The 17438-nt window shown below is 59.4% G+C and carries 16 protein-coding genes and 1 pseudogene; 5 read left to right on the plus strand and 12 right to left on the minus strand.

Annotated features, from left to right (window positions below; genetic code table 11):
* Positions 1 to 3: 3 nt before the first annotated feature.
* The 6 genes from doeA to FHX08_RS21710 all read right to left on the minus strand — a co-directional run bounded on the left by doeA (position 4) and on the right by FHX08_RS21710 (position 7799).
* Positions 4 to 1182 carry an ectoine hydrolase DoeA gene (doeA, locus tag FHX08_RS21685; protein WP_132656644.1) on the minus strand — a complete coding sequence of 393 codons (1179 nt, stop codon included), beginning with the start codon at positions 1180 to 1182 and terminating at the stop codon, positions 4 to 6.
* Positions 1179 to 2192 carry an ectoine utilization protein EutC gene (gene eutC / locus FHX08_RS21690; protein WP_132656645.1) on the minus strand — a complete coding sequence of 338 codons (1014 nt, stop codon included), beginning with the start codon at positions 2190 to 2192 and terminating at the stop codon, positions 1179 to 1181. Before eutC ends, doeA begins: the two co-directional genes overlap by 4 nt.
* On the minus strand, positions 2189 to 3208 hold the full coding sequence (gene eutB, locus FHX08_RS21695; RefSeq protein WP_184327634.1) for a hydroxyectoine utilization dehydratase EutB: 1020 nt from the start codon (positions 3206 to 3208) through the stop codon (positions 2189 to 2191). Before eutB ends, eutC begins: the two co-directional genes overlap by 4 nt.
* A 67-nt stretch (positions 3209 to 3275) precedes the next feature.
* Entirely contained in the window at positions 3276 to 4724 is a 1449-nt protein-coding gene (locus tag FHX08_RS21700; protein ID WP_184327635.1) for a PLP-dependent aminotransferase family protein, read from the minus strand.
* A gap of 179 nt (positions 4725 to 4903) precedes the next feature.
* Positions 4904 to 6307, minus strand: a complete 1404-nt coding sequence (locus FHX08_RS21705) for an aspartate aminotransferase family protein (RefSeq protein WP_132656648.1) — start codon at positions 6305 to 6307, stop codon at positions 4904 to 4906.
* Between the two features lie 13 nt (positions 6308 to 6320).
* The gene (locus FHX08_RS21710; protein WP_132656649.1) at positions 6321 to 7799 is read right to left on the minus strand and encodes an NAD-dependent succinate-semialdehyde dehydrogenase; all 1479 of its coding nucleotides are present in this window, start codon (positions 7797 to 7799) and stop codon (positions 6321 to 6323) included.
* A gap of 121 nt (positions 7800 to 7920) precedes the next feature.
* On the opposite strand from FHX08_RS21710, the gene FHX08_RS21715 reads away from it, so the two are divergent.
* The 5 genes and pseudogenes from FHX08_RS21715 to FHX08_RS21735 all read left to right on the plus strand — a co-directional run bounded on the left by FHX08_RS21715 (position 7921) and on the right by FHX08_RS21735 (position 11515).
* Positions 7921 to 8388: an Lrp/AsnC family transcriptional regulator gene (locus tag FHX08_RS21715; protein ID WP_132656650.1), complete on the plus strand. Its 468-nt coding sequence runs from the start codon at positions 7921 to 7923 to the stop codon at positions 8386 to 8388.
* Positions 8389 to 8542: 154 nt separating this feature from the next.
* Entirely contained in the window at positions 8543 to 8797 is a 255-nt protein-coding gene (locus FHX08_RS21720; RefSeq protein WP_132656651.1) for a type II toxin-antitoxin system Phd/YefM family antitoxin, read from the plus strand.
* On the plus strand, positions 8794 to 9216 hold the full coding sequence (locus tag FHX08_RS21725) for a type II toxin-antitoxin system VapC family toxin (protein ID WP_184327636.1): 423 nt from the start codon (positions 8794 to 8796) through the stop codon (positions 9214 to 9216). Before FHX08_RS21720 ends, FHX08_RS21725 begins: the two co-directional genes overlap by 4 nt.
* 145 nt (positions 9217 to 9361) lie before the next feature.
* A pseudogene (locus tag FHX08_RS21730) lies at positions 9362 to 10710 on the plus strand (NfeD family protein).
* Positions 10711 to 10741: 31 nt separating this feature from the next.
* Positions 10742 to 11515, plus strand: coding sequence for a slipin family protein (locus FHX08_RS21735; RefSeq protein ID WP_132656652.1), 774 nt, complete (start codon positions 10742 to 10744; stop codon positions 11513 to 11515).
* Positions 11516 to 11989: 474 nt separating this feature from the next.
* Here the strand turns inward: FHX08_RS21735 and FHX08_RS21740 are convergent, their stop codons facing one another.
* The 6 genes from FHX08_RS21740 to FHX08_RS21765 all read right to left on the minus strand — a co-directional run bounded on the left by FHX08_RS21740 (position 11990) and on the right by FHX08_RS21765 (position 17344).
* Positions 11990 to 12286 carry a GCG_CRPN prefix-to-repeats domain-containing protein gene (locus tag FHX08_RS21740; RefSeq protein ID WP_132656654.1) on the minus strand — a complete coding sequence of 99 codons (297 nt, stop codon included), beginning with the start codon at positions 12284 to 12286 and terminating at the stop codon, positions 11990 to 11992.
* Positions 12287 to 12984: 698 nt separating this feature from the next.
* Positions 12985 to 13476 (minus strand): hypothetical protein, encoded by a 492-nt coding sequence (locus tag FHX08_RS21745; protein ID WP_184327637.1) that lies wholly within the window; start codon positions 13474 to 13476, stop codon positions 12985 to 12987.
* 218 nt (positions 13477 to 13694) lie between these two features.
* Positions 13695 to 14690, minus strand: coding sequence for a Gfo/Idh/MocA family protein (locus tag FHX08_RS21750; protein ID WP_184327638.1), 996 nt, complete (start codon positions 14688 to 14690; stop codon positions 13695 to 13697).
* Positions 14687 to 15568 carry a sugar phosphate isomerase/epimerase gene (locus FHX08_RS21755; protein ID WP_184327653.1) on the minus strand — a complete coding sequence of 294 codons (882 nt, stop codon included), beginning with the start codon at positions 15566 to 15568 and terminating at the stop codon, positions 14687 to 14689. Before FHX08_RS21755 ends, FHX08_RS21750 begins: the two co-directional genes overlap by 4 nt.
* A gap of 22 nt (positions 15569 to 15590) precedes the next feature.
* On the minus strand, positions 15591 to 16424 hold the full coding sequence (locus FHX08_RS21760; protein ID WP_184327639.1) for a carbohydrate ABC transporter permease: 834 nt from the start codon (positions 16422 to 16424) through the stop codon (positions 15591 to 15593).
* On the minus strand, positions 16421 to 17344 hold the full coding sequence (locus FHX08_RS21765; RefSeq protein ID WP_132656658.1) for a carbohydrate ABC transporter permease: 924 nt from the start codon (positions 17342 to 17344) through the stop codon (positions 16421 to 16423). Before FHX08_RS21765 ends, FHX08_RS21760 begins: the two co-directional genes overlap by 4 nt.
* Positions 17345 to 17438 lie beyond the last annotated feature (94 nt).

The raw sequence follows: 17438 nt of genomic DNA on the forward strand, positions 1-17438 counted from the left end.
CACTCATCCCTTCACGAATAGCTGACGCGGTACGTTCGACAGGCATTCCACGCCTGTTTCGGTAATCGCGATGCTTTCGGTGATTTCCAGTCCCATATCCTCCAGCCAGAGACCCGTCATGAAATGGAAGGTCATGCCAGGCTTCAGCTCGGTGCGGTCGCCGGGACGCAGGCTCATCGTACGCTCGCCCCAATCCGGCGGATAGGAAAGACCGATCGGATAGCCGGTGCGGTTGTCCTTGATGATCCCGTATTTCTTCAGCACGTCGAAGAAGGCGTTGGCGATGTCCTCGCAGCTATTGCCGGGCCTTGCAGCGGCTAGGCCCGCTTCCATGCCCTCGAGTGTCGCCTTTTCCGCATCGAGAAAGGCTTGAGTCGGCTTGCCGAGAAAGACGGTGCGCGACAGTGGGCAGTGATAGCGCTTGTAGGCGCCGGCGATCTCGAAGAACGTCCCTTCGCCCAAACGCATCGGCTTGTCATCCCAGGTCAGATGCGGCGCGGAAGCGTCTGCGCCCGACGGCAGCAGCGGCACGATTGCCGGATAATCGCCGCCGAATTCCGATGTGCCGCGGATGCCGGCATCGTAGATCTCGGCGACGAGGTCGCATTTGCGCATCCCGGGCTCGACGACGTCGACAATGCGCTTGTGCATCAGTTCGACGATCTTGCCCGCCTTGCGCATATAGTCGAGTTCCGTCGTGCTCTTGACCGCGCGCTGCCAGTTGACCAGGCCCGCCGCATCCTTGAAGCGGGCATTGGGCAGATGCTTTTGCAGAGACGCGAAGGCGGCTGCCGAGAAATAATAGTTGTCCATCTCGACGCCGACTGTGAGGCTCGACCATTTGCGCTCATCGATGATCTGCGCCAGCAGATCCATAGGATGGCGCTCGGTCGACTGGACGTAGTGATCGGGGTAGCCGATGATATTGTCATGGTTCAAATAGGCGGTGCGTTTCGCGCCATTGGCATCCTGCTTGCGACCGTACCAGATCGGCTCGCCGCTCGGCGGCACCAGAACGCATTGATGCACATAGAAGGACCAGCCATCGTAGCCGGTGATCCAGTGCATGTTGGACGGATCGGTGACGATCAGGAGATCGATCCCGGCCTTTTCCATAGCATGACGGGTTTTGGAAAGGCGCGCGGCATATTCCTCGCGCGTAAAGTTCAGCGTCACGCTCACGCTGCATCTCCTATTTTGATGTCGTTTTCGATCGTCTGACCGCTTCCTGCGTCATTTGCGCGGGCAAGTGCCAGATTGGCGATGGCGGTGTCCTGCACACCGGTACCCGTGAGGTCGGCGAAGGTTATATCGTCTGCCCTCAGCCGGCCAATTGCCCTGCCGGCGATGACATCTCCGAGTTCGGCAAACTGCTGGTCCCGCGTGACTGCGCCGGAGTTGATGGCATGGTGCAGCTCGCCGAGAATGCGGGTCTGCGAGAGCCGATCTGCAACGTAGATAGTGCGATCAAAGACGGCCGGATCGATCTCGTTCTTGTGCTCAGCATCCGACCCCATCGCGGTCAGATGCTGTCCGGGCTCGAGCCATTCGGCCATCAGAATCGGCTTTTCTGCCGGCGTCGTCGTGACGACGATATCCGCGCCGTGGACCGCTTCACGCGGATCGGCGATGGCGGCGACCTCGATTGCGTGGTCGCGACCCAAATCTGAAGCAAGCGTCTTGGCCTTCGCGTGGTCACGCGCCCAGATCCGGGCCGATTTGATCGGCCGTACCAACATGAGAGCCTCAAGCTGCAGCCGCGCCTGCATGCCTGCTCCAAAGATCGTGGCAACGCTGGCGCCTTTGCAGGACAGGTGGCGCGCGGCGACTGCACCCGCCGCTGCCGTGCGCACATCCGTAAGATAGCCGTTGTCGAGAAGAAGGGCTTCGACCAGCCCGGTCTTCGCGCTCAGCAGGATCATCAGCCCGTTGAGGCTTGGCAGACCGATCTTGGGGTTGTCGAAGAATCCGGGGCTGACCTTGATTGCAAAACCGTCGAAGCCTGGCACGTAGGCCGTCTTGACGTCCACCTCGCCACGAAATTCCGGAATATCGAGGCGCAGGATCGGCGGCATGGCAACGGCTTTCGTCGCGAGCGCAGCAAAGGCCTGTTCGACACAATCGACCGCGGAGGCATCGAGTTTGACGATAGCGCGAAGGTCTTTTTCCATCAGAATGCTGATGCGGCTCATGTGGTGGCCTCCGCGACGATTCTTTGATGCAGGATCGGGTCAATGTTGCCGCCCGAGATGACGACGGCGGTGGGACCGGAAAGTTCGACTTTGCCAGCGAGGATAGCGGCAATGCCGACTGCACCGGCACCCTCGGCCGTTACGTGTTCCTGTCGCGCGGCATGGCGGATGCCTTCAGCAATCTGGTTTTCGGTGAGAAGGACGATGTCGTCGAGGAGATTGCGGCAAAGCGTGAAGGTCACATGGTTTGAAACACCTATGCCACCGCCCAGCGAATCCGCCAACGTTTCCTCCTCACGGACCGCAACTGGCTTGCCGGCAGCAATCGCCGCATGCATGGCTGCCCCACGCTCCATCGAAAGACCGATGACGCGAACCTCGGGCTTCAGGGCCTTGACGGCAACCGCAATGCCGCCAGCCAAGCCACCACCGGAAAGAGGCACGAGCACCGTCGTGAGGTCGGGCAGGTCCTCTACGATTTCGAGGCCGATCGTGCCTTGACCGGCAACAACGTTCGCATCGTCGAAAGGCGGGATCGGCGTGAGTCCACGGCTCTCGGTCAGGCGTTCTACTTCCGCTTGGGCGTCGTCCTGCGATCTGCCGACAATGCGGATTTCGGCTCCGAGCATGCGGATCGCCTCGACCTTGTTGGCCGGAACGAGCGATGACATGCAGATGGTGGCCGGGACGCCCAGCTCGCGTGCGGCATAAGCCACCGCGCGACCGTGATTGCCTGTCGAGGCGGTAACGAGACCACGCTTGCGCGCCGCGTCATCCAGCGAGAGGATAGCGTTCATTGCACCGCGCAGCTTGAAGGCGCCGATGGGCTGGCGTGTCTCGAGCTTGAGATAGACAGGCTGGCTGGTGCGTTCAGAAAGATTGCTGGAATAAACGAGAGGCGTGTGTGTCACTCGGCCGACGATGCGAGCGGCAGCCCGATTGATATCTGCCAGCGTGACTGGCAGCACCCTTTCTTCGGTCGATCTGGACTGGATTTCGCTCTTCATGATTGTCATGTTGAGAGCGAACTAAAATCATGTCAATTATTATATTGTAATGATTCAATGATTGTCCTGGTAAGGCCTATCCGATGGCGCCGACGTCATAGACCGGTGGCAATTGCTCGAAGGCCTGCCGCACGATCGTCAGTGCCTTGGCCAGGCTTGCAGGGTTCATGCGTCCGCCCAAACAGATACGAATGCCACCGCCATGGCCGGGGCCTGCAATGAAGGGTTCGGAGGGCGTGACCGCGACATTCAGGTTGGTTAGCGAACGGACCAGGCCATCCTCAGTCCAGTGCGGTGGAACCTTGAGCCAGGCGCAGAGCGAGAGCGGATGGCTGGAGGCGATATGGTCGCCGAGGATTTCACTGGCGATGTTTTGGCGCGCTCGTGCTTCCTCACGCTGGATTTCGACCAGCCGCTGAGCCGTGCCACTCTCGACCCAGCGCGTGGCGATTTCGCCGGTCAGATAGGTGCCGCTCCAGCTCGACACACGCAGGATCGAGGCGGCGCGAATGGAATAGGCTGGTGGAACGACGAGATAGCCAACGCGCAATCCTGTCAGCACTGCCTTGGTGAAGCTCGTGACGAAGAAGCCGAGATCGGGCAGCATCTCAGTGAGCGACGGCAGGTCCTCCTCTATCATAGGGCGATAGACCTCATCCTCGATGACGAAGACGCCATATCGCGCCGCGATCGCGGCTATCTCGCTCCTGCGGGTCGCGCCCATGACATGACCCGTCGGATTGTTGAGGGTCGGGATAAGCACCAGTGCTCGGACGCCGCCTGCGGCACAAACGGCCTCCAGCGCATCGGGCAAAATGCCTTCATTGTCTGTCGGCAGGCCCTTCAGGCTGAAGCCAAGGACGTTCGAAAGTCCGATGATACCGTGATCGGTGAGATTCTCACACAGGACGACGTCTCCGGAGCGGATAACGCAGCTTAAAGCGAGAAAAATGGCATGAGCAGCACCGTTGGTGACGAGGATGCGCTCTATCCCGGCAGTAACGCCGAGCGTGCGCAACCAGATGCGCGCCGTCTCTCGATGGCGATCAAGGCCCGCGACCGGGCGGCACGGGCGCATGAAGCTTGCATTATCGCCATCGGCGAGCTCACGAAGGATCTCGCGCGATGCGGTCTCATGCGCATCGAGATAGACGCCGCGAATGATCGAAAGATCGAGCACCTCATTGGCACTATGATCAAGCATCATGCGCCCGGCCCGATCCGTCACGCGTGTTTTCACGAAAGTGCCGCGACCGATCTCACCGCTCAGATAGCCGAGCCGTTCGGCCTCCTTGTAGGAGAGGCTGACGGTCTGGACAGAAAGGCCGAGTTCGCGCGCCAGATCGCGATGCGTCGGCATGCGATCCATCGGTTTGAGCACGCCGGCCTCGATATCGGCGATAATGCGCTCGGTGAGAGCTGCATGCTTCGTTTCCCCCTTTTGCTTGGCAAGGCTCGGTCGCCAAGCCACCGGCTTCGTCGCCATCGTGGGATAAAGGTTCAGGGGATTGGCTTGACGTCGCATGAAATTGTCTCGTTTTTGAGGACGACCATTTCATGACATTATGCACGCTTCGTCTGAAAAGATGAAGCGTTATGCAGTTAGAGCCGTGATTGCTTCAGAATTAACCATCATCACAGCGATTTTGCTCGAAAAGCGGCGGTGTCGGGCGAGAGTTATCCCGCCCGGCGGACATGCCTGAATCAGATCTTCTCGCCGGCTTTGATCAATTCGTCCATGACGGAGCGGACGGCGGATTCGGCAATGGCAACGATCTCATCGACCTCCTCCTTCGTTGTGACGAGTGGTGGCGCAAAACCCAGGATATCGCCATGGGGCATGGCGCGGGCAATCAGCCCGCGGCTGCGCGCGGCCTTCGAGATTCGTGCACCGACAGTCATGGCGGGCGCAAAGCGCGTCTTCTTTTCCCGATCGGCCACAAATTCGATGGCGCCCATCAGGCCGACGCCTCTCACCTCTCCGACGATGGGAAGCTGAGCGAACTTGGCCTTCAGCTGCGCCTGGAAATAATTGCCGACCGTCCGCGCATTCCCCGGCAGATCCTCCTTCTCGACGATGTCGAGAACGGCGTTCGCCGCCGCAGCGCCAATCGGATGGCCGGAATAGGTATAGCCGTGGGAGAAAGAGCCGACGCGATCGGCCCCTTCTTCCATCACCTTGTAGACCTTTTCGCTAACGATTGCGCCCGACAGTGGAAAATAGGCCGAGGTCAGGCCCTTGGCGACGGTGATCAGGTCGGGTTCGATGCCGTAATGTTGCGATCCGAACATCGAACCGGTGCGTCCAAATCCCGTGATGACCTCGTCGGCGATCAGCAGGATATCGTATTTCTTGAGGATCTTTTGCACCTCTTCCCAATAGCCTTGCGGCGGCGGGGTGATGCCGCCGGTGCCGAGCACCGGCTCACCGATGAAGGCACCAATCGTGTCCGGGTCTTCACGCAGGATCAGGGCTTCGAGTTCCTCAGCCCGGCGCTTGGAAAATTCGAGTTCCGTTTCGCCGGCTTCCGCGCCCCAATAAAAATGCGGTGCGCCAGTGTGGATAATGCCCGCACGCGGCAGGTCCATATGGTCATGGTAAAAGCTCATTCCGGTCATGGAGCCGGAGACGACGCTGCAACCATGGTAGCCGCGTTCACGGGAGATGATCTTCTTCTTGTTCGGCTTGCCGCGCAGGTTGCTGTAATACCAGACGAGCTTGGCCTGCGTTTCGTTGGCGTCGGAGCCCGACATGCCGTAGAAGATCTTGCTCATCTTGCCGGGTGCCATTTTCACCAGCCGATCGGATAGGATCGCGAGCTCATCGGTCGTGTGGGCGGCATAGGTATGGTAGTAGGCGAGGCGGTAGGCTTGGCGCGAAATGGCCTCGGCGACCTCGGTGCGGCCGTAGCCGATATTGACGCAATAGAGGCCGGCGAAACCGTCGATCAGCTGCTTGCCGTGCGCATCCTGAATGCGGATGCCCTTGCCCGTTTCGACGATCGTCGGATCGCCCATCTTGCCGCTGGCAAAATCCTTGAGCTGGGTGAAGGGATGCAGGACCGAATTGCGGTCCATCTCGGCGATCTGATGAGGGTTGACGGTCATGGCGCGGATCCTTTCATGCAGCAAGGTTGCCGAAGCAGACATATTTAGCTTCGAGATATTCCAGGAGGCCGTGGCGCGAACCTTCGCGACCAAGACCGGATTGCTTCCAGCCCCCAAAGGGTATCGGGGCGCCGGTGAATTTTGGTGTGTTGACAGCGATCATGCCGTATTCGAGCCGGTCGGTGAGGCGCATCGCGCGACTAAGATCATTGGTGTAGACGTAGGCTGCCAGCCCCATTTCCGTGGCATTGGCACGGGCGAGCACCTCCTGCTCGTCATCGAACGGCAGGATCGCAGCGACAGGGCCGAAGGTCTCTTCGTGGGCAATCAGCATGTCGTCGGTGACATCGGCGAGCACGGTTGGCGTGACGAAATTGCCGCCAAGCGGACTATCCTGTCCGCCGCAGATGAGACGCGCACCGGCGGAGAGCGCCTGCGCAATCTGCTGGCGGCATTTTTCGGCAACCGAAGGGCGCGTCATCGGCCCGATATCGGTGCCAGCTTCGAGGCCATGACCGAGGTTGAGTTCTCGAGTGGCTTTGGCGAAGGCATCTAGGAACCGTTCGTAATGGCCGCGCTGGACGTAAATCCTGTTGGCGGCAAGGCAATCCTGTCCCGACGTGGCGAATTTTGCGCCAATACAGCCCCTCACGGCTTTGGAAAGCTCGGCGTCGTCGAAGAGGATGAAGGGTGCGTGGCCGCCAAGTTCTAGCGAAGCCTTCTTCACGGTCGCCGCCGATTGGGTAAGCAGAATGCGCCCGACCTCGGTAGAGCCGGTGAAGGAAAAGGCACGCACATCCGTGTGTTCGAGCAGGCGGCGCGCAAGCGGGGCAGCTTCCCCGGTGAGGACTTGGAATACGCCGGCCGGCATTCCGGCCTCCTCAGCAAGCTTTGCCAGAGCGAGCGCAGATAAAGGCGTTTCCGGGGCAGGCTTGACAATCATCGTGCAGCCGGCTGCGAGCGCGGCACCCGCCTTGCGAGTAATCATCGCCGAGGGAAAGTTCCACGGGGTGATCGCAACAGTCACGCCAAGCGGCTGCATCTGTACCGACAGTCGGCTGCCCGGCAGGTGGCTCGGTATTGTTTCGCCATAGGCACGCTCGGCCTCGGCCGCGAACCAGTCGAGGAAGTTTGCGGCATAAGAAATTTCGCCAAGCGATTCTGCGAGCGGTTTTCCTTGTTCAGCGGTCATGATCACAGAGAGGTCTTGCGCGTTTTCGCGCATCAGCTTGCCCCACGCACGCAGGACCTGGCCACGTTCGACGGGGAGCCTGTCACGCCAATCGAGAAACGCATTCTTCGCCGCATCGACGGCGGCATCGGCATCTTCGAGCGAGCAGGCTGCGACATCGACGAGGTGCTCACCGGTTGCCGGATCGATGACGCTGAGTGTCTCTTCGCGCACAGCCCATGTGCCATGCAGAAAGGCGCGGCGCTCGATCAAATCGGGTCGTTGCAGGTTTTTCAGCGCAGTGCTGGCGATACCTTTCATGCGAGGCTCCAAATGGGGTTTACAAGGAGACTAGCCGCGCGCCATGATCGATTGGCTGCATTGATTTGATCCGCCGTGCAGAAATTGAGCTTAATTTGGGTGCTGAACGCAGGATTTCTGCATGACTACTCTTGACAGAGCCGATCGGGCGCTGCTTGACGCCGTCCAGAAGAACAATCGTCTAACCTCTGAAGAGCTGGCACAGATCGTCAATCTCTCACCAACTGCTTGTCAGCGACGGCTGAAGCGATTGCGTGAGGAGGGGGTGATCGAGGCAGACGTGTCGATCGTCTCGCCTAAGGCTGTCGGGCGCGGCATCACGATGATTGTTCTTGTCTCTCTGGAGCGCGAACGGGCAGACATCGTTGATCGATTCAAGTCGGCGATCCGCGCTACGAAGGAGGTGATGATCGGCTATTACGTGACGGGCGACGCCGATTTCATCCTAGTTATTACGGCGAAGGACATGGAGGATTACGAAGCCTTCACACGTCGGTTCTTCTATGAGAACCATGATATTAAAGGTTTCAAAACCATGGTGGTAATGGATCGAGTGAAAGCTGGCTTCGTTTTTCCGATAGATGATTGACTCTGCTTCAAATATCTTTTGCAGCAACCTCGGCGTTTAAATTTGCCGATCGTATGATGTGGTCCACGGGTTCGTTTCCTGTCCGCCACGGCGACCATTGCTCCACGGCAAGTGATACCTTATATGTAGGTATGTTCCTACATCGAGGCGTTCTATGGGCATCACGAGTTTGTCTAGCCGCGAGTTGAACCAAGACGTCAGCAAGGCAAAGAAGGCTGCTGAAAAAGGACCTGTCGTTATCACGGATCGCGGGAAACCGTCGCATGTGCTGATGACCTACAGCGAGTTCGAGCGCCTGACTGGCAAGCGCCGCAACTTGGTTGACGCTCTTTCAATGCCTGGTTTGTCGTCTATCGATTTAGATCTACCTCGGGCCGAGATTGCGGCCCGCGGAGTCGATCTGTCTTGAAGTATCTCTTGGATACAAATGTCATTTCGGAGTTGCGCAAAGTTGGCGACGGTAAGGCCGATCCGAATGTGACGAAGTGGGTCGGTGTGCAAGATTCCAGCGATTTGTTCATTTCCGTGATTACGATCCTGGAACTTGAGCGTGGGATATTAGGGATCCAGCGTCAGGACGCGGCCCAAGGTTTTCGCTTGCGGCGATGGATGGACAGCCGGGTTCGCCCTGAATTCGCTGAGCGAATTCTGCCCATCGATGACGCGATAGCAACGCGTTGCGCCCAGCTACATGTTACAGACCGCCGCAACGAGGCCGATGCTTTGATCGCGGCCACCGCGCTCGTTCATGATTTGGCTGTGGTCACACGGAACGTTCAGGATTTCGACGGTACAAACGTGATCATAATCGACCCATGGCAGGACTGAAGAGGCGCGAGATGCAATCCGGAAGATCCTCATGCCATTGATTTCAATCCAGTCGAGCCGTCTTATCGTTTGATCGTGCCGCTATATATATCTGCCTATGGATAATCGGCGGAAATTGGCATGGCATTCGAGGCCCTGGCGAAGAATATCGCGAGTTCTTGCCCTGGTGCTGGGCCTGATGCCGGCATTTGGTGCCATTGCGGCGCAGACGGAGTCCAATCGTGTTGCGATTGTCCTTCAGCTGAATGGTGCAGTCGGTCCGGCGACCGCTGACTATATCAAGCGCGGTCTCCAGAGTGCCGCCGATCGCGGGGCGGTGCTTGTTGTTCTGCGGATGGACACGCCGGGCGGTCTCGACACGTCGATGCGTGAGATCATCCGCGCAATCCTTGCGTCGCCGGTACCGGTCGCGGGTTTCGTCGCGCCCCCTGGAGCGCGGGCCGCCAGCGCTGGAACCTATATCCTCTATGCAAGCCATATAGCGGCAATGGCGCCCGGCACCAATCTCGGCGCTGCAACGCCGATTGCACTCGGCCGACTGCCGGACAATGGCACCGGAGACGATCAGAGCAATCCGGAAGGCAACAAGCGGCAGGCACCGCGCGGTCCGGAGGAAGCCAAGGCAGTCAACGACGCCGTGGCCTATATCCGCGGACTTGCAGAGCTGCGGGGCCGCAATGCCGACTGGGCGGAGCGCGCGGTGCGCGAGGCGGCCAGCCTTTCGGCGACCGCGGCCCTGCGCGAACACGTCATCGATTTCATGGTTGCCAGCCCCGCCGAGCTTCTGGCCCAGGCGCAAGGGCGCGTGGTGAAAATTGGCCAGGCCGACGTACTGCTCGACACGACAGGCCTTGCCATAGAGGAATTCGAGCCGGATTGGCGGGTCCGTCTGCTCTCGGTGATCACCGATCCGAACATCGCTCTCATTCTGATGATGATCGGCATCTATGGACTGATCTTTGAATTTCTCGCGCCAGGAACATTCCTGCCTGGAACGATCGGTGCCGTCTGCTTGCTGCTTGGCCTCTATGCACTCGCCCTATTGCCAGTCAGCTATGCCGGCGTCGGCTTGATTGTTTTGGGCGTGGGCCTGACCGTCGCAGAAGTGCACTCGCCATCTTTCGGCGCGCTGGGCATAGGCGGCGGACTGGCTCTGGTGCTGGGTGCGGCGATTCTGTTCAACACCAACATACCGGGCTTTGGGGTCTCATGGCCGATGCTGGGCGCCATCGCCATTGTAATCTCGGCGCTCAGCCTTCTGATCGCACTTCTTGCCTTCACATCGCGCCGGCGCGACATGGCTACGGGAGCCGAGCAGATGATCGGTCTTTCGGGCAGGTTCAGAGCTGGGAAGATATGACGGGCTACGTGATCGCACATGGTGAACGCTGGAGAGCGATTGCCGATGAACCGCTGTCTAGCGGCGACGAAATCAAGATTACCGGCCGCAAAGGCCTGACGCTCGAAGTCGCACGCCAGCGGCAGGAAAGCTAGGGCAGGGAATATTCAGAGGCAGGAGGAAATCATGAGCATGTTCGTGGGGTTCACCTTTTATGGCGTCGTCATCCTCATTTTGCTGCTCATCATCGCATCGGCGACCAAGATCCTGCGCGAATATGAGCGGGGCGTCGTTTTCACACTCGGCCGCTTCACCGGCGTCAAAGGACCGGGTCTGATTTTGCTCTTTCCGTACGTTCAGCAGATGATACGAGTGGACCTGCGCACCAGAGTACTCGACGTTCCAAGCCAAGATGTTATTTCCAGAGACAACGTTTCAGTACGCGTCAACGCGGTGATCTATTTCAGGGTCATCGATCCTGAAAAGTCGACCATCCAGGTGGAAAACTTCATGGCCGCCACCAGCCAGCTCGCACAGACGACGCTGCGTTCGGTGCTTGGCAAGCATGATCTCGACGAGATGCTTGCAGAACGCGACAAGCTCAACAGCGATATCCAGGCGATCCTCGACGCACAGACGGATGCGTGGGGCATTAAAGTCGCCAATGTCGAGATCAAACATGTCGACATCAACGAATCGATGATCCGCGCCATTGCCCGTCAGGCGGAGGCCGAGCGGGAGCGGCGGGCGAAGGTTATCAATGCAGAGGGCGAGCAGCAGGCGGCTGCAAAGCTTCTCGAGGCGGCGGAAATCCTGGCCCGCAAGCCGCAGGCCATGCAGCTTCGCTATCTGAGCACGTTGAACGTTCTCGCGAGCGAAAAGAGCTCAACGATCATATTCCCGTTCCCGATGGAAATCGGCAACCTGATCCCGCGTCAGGCGGAAGGACCCCGCGAATAACCGTATGTGGAGTCCTGCAACAGCGCGGCTACCACAATGCCTGGACGGCTACTACGACCAGAAATGCAATCACGACCACGGACGCCATCCACAAGACAGTGCGATTGGCCTCGGCGAGGATCTGTGGTTTCGGGTCGCGCTTGGGATTGAATTTAGGGCGACGTTTCCGTGAGGCCCCCGCCTGTGACGATTTGTTTCCTGCTGCCATGGCTGTTTCGCTCGAGGTGGTGTGGAACGCCAATCTAGCATGAAAGCTTCCTGGTGCTTAGAGCGCGATGCTGCTCTGGCGCTCAACGAAGGCTTGCTGCGGTCGATCAGTAATTCGATTCCTTGTGGGCGTGAGCCGTCGCCCACGCAGCCATCGATGAAGCGGGCACCGGCTCGGCGCCTGCCGACGGTACGAAGGGCGCAAAGCCGCCACCAAGCGCGGTTGCGTATTGTCATGCGCAGGCCGGTAACGGCAGGTCCGGGCGATTACCGCCAATCGCGATCGCGATCCCAGCGCTCGCGGTACCGGTATTCGCCCCAGTCGCGATACGGACGTTCCCAGCCATAATAGCGTGGTGCGTAATAACGTGGCGGCGGCGGTGCCCACCGATTGGGCCGGCAAAAGCCACGTGGGCTGAGATGGTAACCGCGACCGCACGCATAATCGACGGTCATGACACTGGAGGCTGCTGGCGCCGTGAGGCGGCCCACAGGGGTTGCATTGGCTGCTTCAGCCGCCATTCCGGCCATGAGAAGGGCCGTGGTGATGAGAATTTTCCGCATTTCGGTTCTCCGGTTTGCAGGAGGATCTAGCGCCTGTCGGCGTGAATGGGGGCTGAAAGCTCCGTTCATGCCGGCGACAGCTTCAGCCCTAGTCACGCTCCCAGCGATCGCCTCGGTCATAACCGTTCCGATCACTGTTGCCGGACGTAGGTGTCTGCAAATGCTCGAGCAGCTGAAGAACCGTATCGGCGCATTCCTTCGTTGATTCTCCGTCGGCGCATCTCAGGTCAATTCTCGTCCGACCGCTTTCGATGCGGAAGCGGGCGCCACGCTCCCTTGGCTGCGAGTGCCAATAATGGTCCGCGCGCGCTTCGTTCTTGCGTGGCTGTTCCTGCGGAGGAGGTGGGGGTTCTGGGCCGGAGTCAGCCGCAGGAGGGGCAGGCTGCGGCGCGTCAGCGGGAGCCTGTGCGAAGGCGCAGGTGGCAAATAATCCGAAAACAGCCGCCGGCAGTGCAATGGATATGTTCATGACGTTACCTCGTTCCTGTGCAGGTCTAACGATGGCTCGCATCGATAGTTCCTGGGACACAGTCGAGACGTGTGGCCGCTGGATCGGAACGGGAATGATTGCCCATCTACGAGCGATGTCTGCGCGAAGCTCCAGGAGCAGACCATCACAACATATCAAGACCGAGGGACGGTTGGCACCCGAGACGCCTGCTCTTGCAACAATCGTTCCTGCGAAGGATGCAGCTTATTCACTTCCACTCCCAGAGCTTTTTGGAGCGGTGCGGTCGCGCGGTGACGATGGCGGCAGGTTCCCGCGCCATTTCAACGTAGCGGCCGGCATCCTCCGCATCATTGACCCCAACGAAGATCATCTTCATCGAGCTTTTGAACGGTACGCCCTTGGCGCGATGCTCGAAGCGGATGACCGCATGCGGATATTCTTCATTGAGGCTGATCATGGGATCGCCGGTCAAAGCAATATGGTTCCGCATCGCCAGGAAGGATGAGATCCGCTGATGGGCGAGTTCTGGCGATACCTGGATATTTCCCTTCGGCGTCCGGGCATAGGCAATGGCATCCGTTTGCCCCTTCTGCCTTTTTGTTTCGTAGACGAGGAGAGCTGTCCCCATCGCAAGCTCAATGTGCAGGTCGAACGTTTGATAGCGAACTGGGTGCTCGAAGAGATCGTCCAGCGCTGCCTTCAGGTCTTGAATATAGTCGGCATAAAACGAGGCAGTCATATCCTGTCCATAACAAGGGCACGAGCGTTTGCGCCGCAACGGCAGTCCCTCGGCTTTGACGCCCGAGAAAAGCGCCTTCCAGCCATCGATGTGTGCGGGTACTGCCACAACGGGGCAGGACAATGCAATCTGCGAGATCGGACTTATGGACGTAGAGCACGGTCTCACTACGTCCAGCCATCGGTCTGCCGGGAGGACGGCGATGCTCTTGCGGTCAGTCAGAGTTCCAGTTCTCGTCGCAGTGTTTCGAGGCGTTCCATGGCGGTCACGCCATCATGGATGTTGGGTGCTGCGGTTGCCGCACCTGCCAGAGCAGGGACGACATCCGACAGCAGCGAGTAATAGCCCTTGGGGTCCTCGTTGGCGGCGGCGGTGAAATTCGGCTTCCAGGTGAGGCTGTCTATTGTGTCCGTCAGCGTGGCTGTGGGGTCGTCGACCTTGAAGAGCGGGTTGCGGTTCCATTTGATATCGATGACGTTGTCGACTTCGATGCGCTGATGGTCTCCCATGAGCTCAATGCGCTCGACCGGCGCCCCACGTGACTGGATCGTGCCCATGGCGATGGTGCCGATGGCGCCACATTCGAAATCGAAATTGATATGGAAGAGGATCTTGCCAGGTTCCTTCTCCACCTTTCTTGCCGTCAGCTTTTTGACAGGCGAGACGAGGAACGAGACAAGATCCATGTAGTGCACGCAATGATGCAGGAAGAAGCCGGTATAATCGACATTGCCGACGAAATAGCCAGGCGCCGTCATATAATAGCCGGTGAGGCCAAGCACATCGCCGAAACGACCGGAGCGGACGATATTGGCGGCGATCTTGTTGCCCACGGAATAACGCTTCATGAAGCCTAGAAGCAGCGGCTTGCCGGATTTCTCGGATGCAGCTTGCAATTCGCGCGCGCCCGCCGCACTGCCGGATGGCGGCTTTTCCATGAAGACCGGAAGGCCGCGCTCGAGTGCCGCCTTGCCGAAGGCCAGATGCTGATCCGGACCGACAGCCATCCCCACTGCATCGATACCGGGGGTCTTGATCAGCGCGTCGGCGTCGGTCGTGAGCGTCTTGACGCCGAACTGACGGCCGGCCGAGGCCAGGCGCTTCGCATCAATGTCGCAAAGGGCGACGATCTCGACATCGTGCCGAACGAGCTGCGGGAGAAGCATCTGGGTCGCATGGATGCCGCACCCGATCCAACCAATCTTTAATGTCATCGGCGATATTCCGTTAGTGTGAGATGGGATTTGATGAAGGAGGCGCTCGCCGCCAGTCTCTCGCTCTCGTCTTCATGCGGCGGGCGCCACTGCGCGAAGGGCACGCCGAAGCGATCGTCATTGCGCCGGAACGGCTCCAGAGAAACCGGACCCTGATAGCGGATTTCGTGCAGCGCGCGGCAGACATCGACCCAGTCGGTTGAGCCGGTACCAGGAAAGCCGCGATGGTTTTCGTTGGCCTGGAAATGCACAACACGCTTGCCGCCAAGCCTTATCGCTTCGGCAATCGACGCTTCCTCCATATGCATGTGGAATGTATCGAGCATCAGCTGGACGGCTGGATGATCGACGGCATCGAGCAGCTCCATCGCCTGTTGCGTCGTGCAGAGCACGTCGCTTTCGAACCGGTTGAGCGGTTCGACGGCGAGAAGTATGCCCGCTTTCTGCGCGTGGTCGCCGGCTTCTTTCAGGCCATTGATGCAGCGTTCCTTGCGCGCGAGGCGTTCTTCCTCCGCCACCGGCTGCGGCGGCCGGCCGGCAAAGACCAGCGGATTTCCCGTCAAGGGACCGCCGACGATCTTTGCGCCGAGAGCCGCGGCACAGTCGGCAGCGTAGTTCAGATAGTCGATGCCGGCGCGATAGGCCTCTGTTTCGGCGGAAGACAGATTGCGCTGGAGATTGACGCGGGCCGCAAGCACGACGCCGAGGCCGGCATCGTCGAGCGCTCTTCTTGTTTCTGCCAAATCAAGTTCGCCCGGCTCGGGCACCAGCAGCTCGACGAAGTCATAACCGAGATCACGCATGCGGCGAAATAGTGGAAAGTGCTCGGCCGTAAAGGGCCTTGCATATTGCATCGATATCAACCCGACGGGGTTCATGATCATTCCTCTTTCTGTGACATCAGCCCTTCACCGCGCCTTGGGTGAGGCCGCCGATCAGCCGGCGTTGGACGAGAAGGAAAAGTACGGTGGCCGGCAGAGCCCCGACGACTGCGCCTGCAGCAAGCAGGCCCCATTCGATCTGGTATTCGCCGATCAACGTCTGGATCGCGACTGTGACCGGCCGAACGTTGCGTCCGCCAAGGGTCAGGGCGTAGAGATATTCGTTCCAGGCGGTAATGAAGATATAGATGCCGGTAGAAACGATACCGGGCACGGTGAGCGGCAGGACGACGCGCCACAGCGCAGCCAGCCGCGAACAGCCATCCATCATCGCCGCCTCGTCGAGGCTTTTCGGGATCGCCGAAATATAGCTCGTCAGCATCCAGACGGCGAAGGGGATGGCGACCGTGGAATTGGCCAGGATTAGTCCGATATGGGTATCGAGGATGCCGGCCTTGCGCATCATGACGAAGAGCGGCAGGATGAGCAGCACGACCGGAAACATGTTGATCAAAAGAAACTGCAGCATCAGCAGCTTGCGGCCGGCGAAGCGGAACCGGGAGAACGCATAGGCGGCCGTCACCGACACGACAAGGCCGACGACGACAGTGCCTGCCGCAATGATGAGACTGTCGAGCATGTTGCCGAGAAAGGATGTCTGGGCAAACAGCCTCGTATAATTGTCGAAGCTCCAGCCGGCTGGTGTCAGCGAAACGCCGGTAGCGCCAAGCACAGCCGTCGGCGTCAGTGAGGTCAGGATCATCCAGACAAAGGGCGCCATCGCGACGATGAGGATGACGAAGACAGGCAGGTCTGTGGTCAGGATACGCCGAAGCGCGCTTTGCTTTTTCATCTTTCGACCTCCCGCATCGTTCTGGCCAGATAGAAGGCGACGACCACGCCGAGCAGAATGGTAAAGGTGACCGCGATCGTCGTGCCGTAACCGAAATCGACGTTCTGGCGGGCCCGAACGAAGGCATAGAGGGGCAGCGTGTGGGTCGAATAGCCTGGACCACCTCCGGTCATGACGAAAATCACGTCCATCGAATTTGCCACCCAGATAACCCGCAGCAGACCGGCCGTTGCCAGTACCGGGGCGATGCCGGGCAGGGTGATGTGCAGGAACTGCCGCCAGCCGGAAGCGCCATCGATCGATGCCGCCTCGTACTGGCTGCGGGGAATACCCTGCAGCCCAGCAAGGATCATCACCGCAAAGAAGGGAAAGCCCTGCCAGGTCAGTGTCGCGATGATCGAGTAGAGCGCCAAATGCGGGTCCGCAAGCCATGGCACTGCGCTGTGCACGACGGTGAGATAGAGCAGGATGTCATTGAGCACGCCCGTCGTCGGATCGTAGATCCATCGCCACATCAGGGCGATGACGACGCTCGGCAGCGCCCAGGGGATGATGATCAGAGCACGGGCAAGACCGCGCCACGGAAATTCGCGCTGGAGAAGCAGCGCTGTCACCAGGCCAAGCAGCATCTGGAGCGGCACCGTGAGCCCGATCCAGATGATCGTATTCCAAAGCGCCGTCCAGAAGACCGGGTCGTGAAGCAGCTTGATGTAATTGCCGAAGCCAATGAATTTCGTCGCATTGGGCTTCCAGAGCACGAGGTCATAGAAGCTGGTGACGACGGCCTGCACCATTGGAAAGAAGACGATGACCAGCGTCACGACCAGAGATGGCGCAAGCAGCAGATAGGGCAGGAGCCGGCCGTTCGGCAGCTTTGGCTTTGCCATGCTGCGGCCTGGACTGAGCATGCTGACGGACATGGATGTCTTCCTGAGCTATGATCGCATTTCAAGAGCAATTGTTCGCGCCGGATGCGGGCGCGAACGGGTTTGGCAGGGAAGTCCGCGAGAGATC

Origin of the sequence: Rhizobium sp. BK529 (genome assembly GCF_014194105.1) — a bacterium.
Taxonomy (GTDB): domain Bacteria; phylum Pseudomonadota; class Alphaproteobacteria; order Rhizobiales; family Rhizobiaceae; genus Rhizobium.

Coding starts and splice junctions, on each gene's coding strand:
- eutC (WP_132656645.1), bottom strand. CDS start 2,192: ATGAGCCGCATCAGCATTCTGATGGAAAAAGACCTTCGCGCTATCGTC.
- eutB (WP_184327634.1), bottom strand. CDS start 3,208: ATGACAATCATGAAGAGCGAAATCCAGTCCAGATCGACCGAAGAAAGG.
- FHX08_RS21700 (WP_184327635.1), bottom strand. CDS start 4,724: ATGCGACGTCAAGCCAATCCCCTGAACCTTTATCCCACGATGGCGACG.
- FHX08_RS21705 (WP_132656648.1), bottom strand. CDS start 6,307: ATGACCGTCAACCCTCATCAGATCGCCGAGATGGACCGCAATTCGGTC.
- FHX08_RS21710 (WP_132656649.1), bottom strand. CDS start 7,799: ATGAAAGGTATCGCCAGCACTGCGCTGAAAAACCTGCAACGACCCGAT.
- FHX08_RS21715 (WP_132656650.1), top strand. CDS start 7,921: ATGACTACTCTTGACAGAGCCGATCGGGCGCTGCTTGACGCCGTCCAG.
- FHX08_RS21720 (WP_132656651.1), top strand. CDS start 8,543: ATGGGCATCACGAGTTTGTCTAGCCGCGAGTTGAACCAAGACGTCAGC.
- FHX08_RS21735 (WP_132656652.1), top strand. CDS start 10,742: ATGAGCATGTTCGTGGGGTTCACCTTTTATGGCGTCGTCATCCTCATT.
- FHX08_RS21740 (WP_132656654.1), bottom strand. CDS start 12,286: ATGCGGAAAATTCTCATCACCACGGCCCTTCTCATGGCCGGAATGGCG.
- FHX08_RS21745 (WP_184327637.1), bottom strand. CDS start 13,476: ATGACTGCCTCGTTTTATGCCGACTATATTCAAGACCTGAAGGCAGCG.
- FHX08_RS21750 (WP_184327638.1), bottom strand. CDS start 14,690: ATGACATTAAAGATTGGTTGGATCGGGTGCGGCATCCATGCGACCCAG.
- FHX08_RS21755 (WP_184327653.1), bottom strand. CDS start 15,568: ATGAACCCCGTCGGGTTGATATCGATGCAATATGCAAGGCCCTTTACG.
- FHX08_RS21760 (WP_184327639.1), bottom strand. CDS start 16,424: ATGAAAAAGCAAAGCGCGCTTCGGCGTATCCTGACCACAGACCTGCCT.
- FHX08_RS21765 (WP_132656658.1), bottom strand. CDS start 17,344: ATGTCCGTCAGCATGCTCAGTCCAGGCCGCAGCATGGCAAAGCCAAAG.